4 protein-coding genes are annotated in these 7,420 nt (G+C 73.5%); all 4 read right to left on the reverse strand.

What is annotated here, in order from left to right; translation table 11 throughout:
• Positions 1-105 precede the first annotated feature (105 nt).
• The 4 genes from ACFY3J_RS27370 to ACFY3J_RS27385 all read right to left on the reverse strand — a co-directional run bounded on the left by ACFY3J_RS27370 (position 106) and on the right by ACFY3J_RS27385 (position 7,400).
• Entirely contained in the window at positions 106-1,425 is a 1,320-nt protein-coding gene (locus ACFY3J_RS27370; RefSeq protein ID WP_390841931.1) for a hypothetical protein, read from the reverse strand.
• Positions 1,422-3,668, reverse strand: a complete 2,247-nt coding sequence (locus ACFY3J_RS27375; protein ID WP_384179574.1) for a CDP-glycerol glycerophosphotransferase family protein — start codon at positions 3,666-3,668, stop codon at positions 1,422-1,424. Before ACFY3J_RS27375 ends, ACFY3J_RS27370 begins: the two co-directional genes overlap by 4 nt.
• Before the next feature lie 15 nt (positions 3,669-3,683).
• Positions 3,684-5,876, reverse strand: a complete 2,193-nt coding sequence (locus tag ACFY3J_RS27380; RefSeq protein WP_390841932.1) for a CDP-glycerol glycerophosphotransferase family protein — start codon at positions 5,874-5,876, stop codon at positions 3,684-3,686.
• Positions 5,877-6,488: 612 nt separating this feature from the next.
• Positions 6,489-7,400 (reverse strand): carbohydrate ABC transporter permease, encoded by a 912-nt coding sequence (locus tag ACFY3J_RS27385; RefSeq protein WP_384179570.1) that lies wholly within the window; start codon positions 7,398-7,400, stop codon positions 6,489-6,491.
• Between the last annotated feature and the right edge of the window lie 20 nt (positions 7,401-7,420).

The raw sequence follows: 7,420 nt of genomic DNA on the forward strand, positions 1-7,420 counted from the left end.
CGTTGGTAAGAGCCTGCCAAGTGGACCAAAGCGGTCGCTGCACCCGGGCCGCGGGTCCGCGCGGGGCCGCGCTCTGCCCGGTCAGCCGCATCATGTCGTCGCCCTTCATCGAGTGACCGGGCTCCACTCGTCCGGCCGGCTGTGGGTACGCGGACCCGGGACGTCCGCCGCCGGCCGGGGCACCACGCGCTCCAGCAGCAGCGGTACGCCCACCACCGGCAGCAGCCAGGCCAGCACGATCAGCCGTTCGCCCCACACGGTGATGTCGGGATGCGCCGCCTGCGTGAGGAACCCGGTGAACGCCGTCGCCACCACGAAGAGGCCGAACGCCCCCCGCCGCCGCAGCGCGCCCCACGCGCCGGCGGCGAGCAGGGCGGCGAACAGCGGCTGCCACAGCTGCCGGCGCAGCCACTCCAGCCAGAACTCGCCCTCCAGCCGCAGCAGCTCCGGCCATGGACGCTCGCGGTCGGGCAGGGCGTAGTGGCCGGTGAGCAGGTCCTGAAGGCTGTCGCTCCCGGTCGGGTAGCGCAGCGCCCGTGCCAGGAGCACCGTGCCGACGGCGGCGCCGCAGGCCACCGCCGTGACCGCCAGGACACCCCGCCCCGCCGGGCGCCGCCGCGTCCACCGTCGTACGGCGACGGCCGCGCCCGCGGCGGCCAGGCTCAGCCCGAGGAACAGTGCCTGGGAGTGCTTGACCGTGAACAGCGCGAGCAGCGCACCCGCGACCAGGGTGGTGCCGGCCCGCGCGCGCCCGTCCAGTGCCAGCGAGCAGCCCCACAGCGCCGCCAGGGTCAGCGCCAGCATCAGGCCCTCGGCCATCGGCCGCATGGCCGTCGTGCCGCACGGCAGCACGTAGTAGAGGACCTGGCCGGTCAGCGCCAGGGGCACGGGCACCCGGCGGCCGCGCAGCACCAGGAAGACGAGGACGCCGCCCGCCGCCGTCACGACGACGCCCGCCGCCCACACCCCCCAGGTCACGCCGAACACCGTGATGAAGGGGATCAGGAACACCGGGTAGCCCGGCCGCGCCTCGAAGATCCGCATGAAGCGCTCCGGCATGAACGGCAGGGTGTGCCCGCCGGTCTGCCCGGCCCGCAGCCGTGCCTCCACCTCGCGCCACAGCTTGGCCCGGCACGCGCCCGCCACCCGGGCCGCCGGGCTCGGCTCGCGGAAGCGCAGCACGTCCACGCTCTGCGCGCGGCTCGCCCGGGCCGCCTTCCCGGCGCACACGTAGTCGATCGTGACGGCCGCCGCCTCCCGTTTGTCCGCACCGCGCAGACTCAGCGCGTACGACAGGTAGTTCTTCGTGTCGGGGGTGTCCCGGCCGGTGACGGTGCCGAGCTGGAGCAGCGCGAAGAGGGCGGCCAGGACCAGCACCCACGTGCTCGGGCGTCGTGCGCGCGACTTCCAGCGGGGCCGCCTCACGAGGGCGCCAGCAGATCGCGGCCGGAGGCCTGGGCGGGCAGGTGGGCGACCGCTGCGGAGGACGCGGGCGCCGCCGTCGGATCCGGTGTCCACTCCCCGTCGCCGAGGATCAGGGTCCGTACCACCCGCTCGGCCGCCCAGCCGTCGTCGAACTCGCAGAAGCGCTCCCGGAAGCCGGTCCGCAGCCGCGCCGACTCGGCGTCCCGCCAGCCGCCGGAGGTGAACAGCCATGCCAACTCCTCGTAGGAACGCGAGACATGGCCCGGCGGCTCGGCGGTGATGTCGAAGTAGGCGCCCCGGCTCGCGGTGTACGCGCCCCAGTCGTCGGCGTGCACCACGATCGGGCGGTCCAGGTTGGCGTAGTCGAACATGAGGGCCGAGTAGTCGGTGACCAGTACGTCGGAGGCGAGCATGAGCTCCTCCACGTGCGGCTCGTCGGTCGCGTCGACGAGCACTCCGCGCCGGTGCAGCTCGGCCAGTCCCATGCCGCGCGCCGGTCCGATGGCCAGCGAGGGGTGCAGACGTACGACGAGGGTGTGGCCCTCGCCGAGGTCCGCGGCGAACCGGGCCGGGTCGAAGCGCTCGACGTGGCCGCCACGCCGGTAGTCCCGGCGGGTCGGCGCGTACAGCACCAGCGTGTGTTCCGGCGGGACGCCGAGCCGGTCGCGGAGGGCGGCGCCGTCGTCCGCACGCGCGGTGACGAGCACGTCGTTGCGCGGGCTGCCGGTGCGCGCGGAGGTGAACCGGCAGGGGTAGGCGCGCTCCCACACCAGCTCGGAGTGGCGGTTGGCGACCAGGCTGTAGTCCCAGCGGTCGGCGCGCGACAGCAGGCCCGGCACGTCGACGCCCTGCCGGGCGCCGGGCTTGCCCAGCAGATCGGCCGCCATGAACTTCAGCGGGGTGCCCTGATGGGTGTGGATGTGTGTGCTGCCGGGCCGCTTGGCCAGGGCCGCGGGCCAGTTCGCGTTGTTGACGAAGAACGCGGCGCGGGCGGCGAGCTGCCGGTGGCGCAGCGTGCCGGGCAGGACGTACTCCACGTCCGGCGGCAGCAGCGCGGCCTGCTCCCTGTCGCGGACCACCCACACCCCGCGCAGATGCGGCGCGATCTCCCGCGCCTTGCGGTGGACGGCCGCCGGGTCGCCGAGCACGCCCCGGTGTGAGAACGCCGAGTACAGGACGAGGTCCTGGTCCAGTGCCCGGCGGGTGTGCAGCGCGGCCCAGCCGCCCTTCACCCGTCCGGCCGCCGCCCTGCGGACCCGCAGCGTCCGGCGCCCGAGCTCCCGGCGGGCGCGCCCGGCCTGCCGCCCGGCCCGGTAGGCGGCCCAGCCGCCCTCCAGTACCCGGACCTCACCGGTCGTGTCCGCTTCCGGGGGCCGGTGGGCGCGGAACATCCGCGCCGTACGGCGGAAGAACTCGGCCTTGTCCGACGGCGGCAGCCGGTCCGGCTTGGCGAGGATGTCCAGGCAGTGCTCGCCCATCTTCCGGTGCAGATAGGGACGCCAACTCGCCAGCTCCGGGCGGGAGCCGAGGAAGGTGAAGACCCGCTCGTACTGGTCGTGGATGTCGAAGTGCTTGCGGCTGGTGGTGGACAGGATGTTGCCCTGCCGGCGCTGGCGGTAGTACAGGCAGATCCGGTCGAGCGTGGCGATCCGCCGGGCGGTGAGCAGGACCGGGAACGTCCAGGGCGTGTCCTCGTAGTAGCCGGGCGGGAAGGCGAAGCCGTGCTCCTCGACGAAGTCGCGCCGGTAGACCTTGTTCCAGACCACCATCAACAGGTCCAGGATCCGCGGCTGTTCGGCGGCCGTGAAGGTGCCGGGACCGGCCTCGGCCAGCACCGCGGCCAGCACGTTGCGCCGGGTCCCGCCCCACCAGTAGGTGCGGGCGTAGTCGAAGACCAGCACGTCCGGGTCGCCGGTCTCCTCCAGCCGGTCGGCGATGGCCCGCAGCGCGCCCGGGGTGAGGGTGTCGTCGCTGTCGAGGAAGAACAGGAAGTCGCCGGTGGCGAGCGGCATTCCGGCGTTGCGGGCGCGGCCGAGACCGACGTTCTCCGGCAGGTGCAGCACCCGTACGCGCGGGTCGCGGGCGGCGTACTCGTCGAGGATGGTGCCGCTGCCGTCCGGGGAGCAGTCGTCGACGGCGATCACCTCGACGTCGCCGAAGGACTGTGTCAGAACCGAGTCCAGGCATTCGCGCAGGAATCCCTGCACCTTGAAGCAGGGGACGATGATGCTGAAGCGGGGCACTGCTGCGTCAGCTCCTTAGTGGGTGGCGGCGGGGGCCGGGACGCGCTCGGCGAGCGGGATCACGGGCGGTAGCGCTTCGGGCGGCTGGCCGAGGAACACCCGGCGGACGACTCGCTCGGCGGCCCGCCCGTCGTCGAACTGGCAGAACCGCTCCCGGAACCGGGCCCGCAGCGCCGCCGACTCCGGGCCCGCGTACGAGCCGTCGCGGAAGACCGCCGCCAGCTCCTCCGGTGTGCGGACGACCGGGCCGGGCGGCGTGTCCATGAGGTCGAAGCAGACGCCGCGGGTCTCCCGGTAGACCTCCCAGTCGTCGGCGTACACGACGATCGGGCGGTCCAGGTTGGCGTAGTCGAACATGATCGACGAGTAGTCGGTGATCAGCGCGTCGGCGGCCAGGCACACGTCCTCCGAGGAGCGGTGCGCGGTGACGTCGATGATCCGGCCGCCGCTCCGCGGTCCGCCCCGGTCGTAGAAGTAGTGGGCGCGCAGCAGGACGACGACGTCCTCGCCGGCCGCCGCGCAGAAGGCCTCCAGGTCCGGGCCGGGCTCGAAGCCGGTGTGGTGGTCGCGGTGGGTGGGCGCGTACAGGACGGCCGTCTTCCCCTCCGGGACGCCCAGCTCGCGGCGGACGCGGGCCACGTCCTCGGCGCGGGCCGCGCAGTAGACGTCGTTGCGCGGATAGCCGTACTCCAGGGGCTCGTAGGAGCCGGGGAAGGCCCGTTCCCACATCTCGGTGGAATGGCGGTTGGAGGAGAGGTTGTAGTCCCAGCGGTCCACGCGGCGCAGCAGTTTGGTGAAGCTGCCGGACTGCGCCGCGACCACCGGGTACGTCGACTGGTCGCAGCCCATCGTCTTCAGCGGGGTGCCGTGCTGGGTCTGGAGGTGCACGCTGCCGGGGCGTTTGACGACGGCGTTGGCGAAGTTTGCGTTGTTCACCAGGTACTTGGCGCGGGCCAGCACCTTCCAGTACCGGCGGCTGCCGATCACCGCGTGGTCGACGCCCTCCGGAACGGTGTGTTCCTGGCCGGGCTCCACCAGGAACACACCGCGCAGGTGCGGGGCGAGTTCGCGGGCCTTGGCGTGCAGGGCGGCCGGGCTGCACGCGTAACCCCGGCCCCAGTAGGCGCAGTACACGACGAGGTTCTCGTCGAGCGGGCGGTGCAGGTGCCCGCGGTAGGCGAGGTGGGCGCGCAGCCTGCCGCCGCGCGGCAGGCGACGGCCGGCCGCCACCGCCGCCCGGGAGGTGGCGCAGCGCGCGCGGAACGCCGTGTACGCCCCGGCCGCCAGCAGCCGGTGCGGCACGCCGGACCGGCCGCGTGGGGCGCGGTGGCCGGCCGGGCGGTGGCGGCGGTACAGGCGGTGGGCGCGGCGGAAGAACGAGCGGCGCCGGTGAGCGGGCACCTGTTCCGGATGCGCGGCCACCGTCAGCACCGCGTCGAAGAGCTGCTCGAACAGCGGCGCGAACCGTTCCTTGGGCAGTCCCTCGGCGACGGCCCGGACGAGCACCCGCTCGGTCTGGTCGAGGAGGTCGAACTGGTGCTCGCCCGGGAGATCCAGCCGGCTGCCCTGCCGACGCAGCAGATGCCGTACGACGACCCGCCGCAGCACCGCGACGCGCTCGGCCGCGACGGCGACCAGGCCGCCCCAGCCGACGTCGGTGCGGTGCCCGTCGGGGAAGGCCAGACCGTGCCCGGTCACGAAGGAGCGGCGGTAGACCGCGCTCCACGCGGGCAGCGGAACGCCGGTCAGGTGCGGGGCCTCGGCGGGGGAGAAGACGGGCGCGCGGACGGTGACCGGCGGCGGCCCGGCCGTGGTGGCCGGCTCGCCGTTCCACCAGGGAGTCCGCTCGTGCTCGAAGTAGAGCACGTCGACGTCGCCCGTCTCCTCCAGGCGGGCGGCCAGCGCGGACAGCGCGCCCGGCACCAGGGTGTCGTCGCCGTCGAGGAACAGCAGATACGCGCCGCTCGCCGCCCGCGTCCCGGCGTTGCGCGCCGCGCCGAGGCCCGCGGACGGGGGCGAGTGCACCAGGACCACCCGGGAATCCCGCCCCGCGTAGTCGGCGGCGACGCCGGCGGCCGGGGCGGCCGGGCCGTCGCACACCGCGATCAGCTCGAAGTCTCCGAAGGACTGGGCGAGGACCGAGTCCAGCGCCAGGGACAGCCGGCCCGCGACGCCATGCGACGGGACGACGATGCTGAATCGGGGCATTCTGCTCTTTCTTCTGTTGATCCGGTCCGCTGCGTGCATACGGACTCCCAAAAGAGCAAACGGTCTTTAAAGGCTCCGGGTGACGGCCTGTGGGCCGGCGGGTTGCGGCAGGGTTGCGAGCGGGCTTCGGCCCGGGGTCGTGACCTGCGACGACACCAGACGGCACGGGGAGACGGCGACCGGCTCGGCCACGCCGTGCGCGACCGGGCGCGCAGCACGGCGGCCCGCAGCACCCGCAGCGGCTTGACGGCCTGCTCGACCGCCCGGCGGCACAGGGCCGTCACCAGCCGCAGCACCCCGATCGCGCGGTGCGGGGCCAACCGGACCAGGGCGTACCGCAGCCCGGTGCGCAGCGCGGGCCGGAGGCCGAGGGCGCGGCAACGGCGGTGGCACGCCTCCAGGAACGCGCGCGGGTACGCCGGGGCCCGGTGCGCGGGGACGGTGACACTGAACCTGGGCAAGGGGGCATCCAAGGGCCGACGTGGGCGTTCTGCCCGGGAACGGCCGGTGGAGCGAGTCGGTCACGGCCCGCTGAGGCATGTGGGGGACGGCGGTCCGAGCGGTTCGGGGCGGGCCGGTGCCGGACCGCCCCGAACCGCTCGGACCGTGCGATTACTTGACCGCTCCCGCCATCACGCCCGAGACGAACTGCCGCTGGAAGGCGAAGAACACGGCCAGCGGGATCACCATGGAGATGAACGCCCCGGGTGCCAGGACGTCGATGTTGTTGCCGAACTGGCGTACCTGCGTCTGGAGGGCGACCGTGATCGGCTGCGTACCGGACTTGGTGAACACCAGCGCGACCAGCATGTCGTTCCACACCCACAGGAACTGGAAGATGCCCAGGCTCGCGATCGCGGGCCCGCCCAGCGGCATCACCACGCGGGCGAACAGCCGCAGTTCACCGGCGCCGTCGAGGCGGGCCGCCTCCAGCAGTTCGCGGGGGATCTCCGCGAAGAAGTTCCGCAGCAGGAACACCGCGAACGGCAGGCCGTAGCCCGTGTGGAACAGGATCACCCCGAAGATCGTGCCGAACAGGCCGACGTTGCCGAACAGTTCGGCGATCGGGATGAGCGCGACCTGCACCGGCACGACCAGCAGGCCGACCACGGCCAGGAACCACCAGTCCCGGCCGGGGAACTCCATCCAGGCGAAGGCGTAGCCCGCCAGCGAGCCGACCAGGACCACCAGGACCGTCGCCGGCACGGTGATCAGGACCGTGTTCACCAGGGAGTCGGTGATGTCGCCGTTCTGCAGCAGGTTCCGGTAACTGCCGAAGGTGAGCTGCGCGGGCTTGCTGAAGACGGTCCACCAACCGCTCGCGCTCATGTCCTCCGGCGCGCGAAGCGACGACAGCAGCAGGCCGATCGTCGGGACCAGCCAGAACAGGCCCACCACGATCAGGAAGACCCTCAGCGCGCCACCGCTCACGGCCTCCGCCAGCCGCGACCCCAGGGACGGCTTCGCCTTCACGGCCTCGGGAACGGGCGCCGCCTTCGTCGGACTCCCGGTCTGCGCCGTCATCGCCGCACCTCCCGCCGCAG

Origin of the sequence: Streptomyces sp. NPDC001231, from assembly GCF_042896885.1 — a bacterium.
In the GTDB taxonomy this organism is placed as follows: Bacteria; Actinomycetota; Actinomycetes; order Streptomycetales; family Streptomycetaceae; genus Streptomyces.

Coding starts and splice junctions, on each gene's coding strand:
- ACFY3J_RS27380 (WP_390841932.1), bottom strand. CDS start 5,876: ATGCCCCGATTCAGCATCGTCGTCCCGTCGCATGGCGTCGCGGGCCGG.
- ACFY3J_RS27385 (WP_384179570.1), bottom strand. CDS start 7,400: ATGACGGCGCAGACCGGGAGTCCGACGAAGGCGGCGCCCGTTCCCGAG.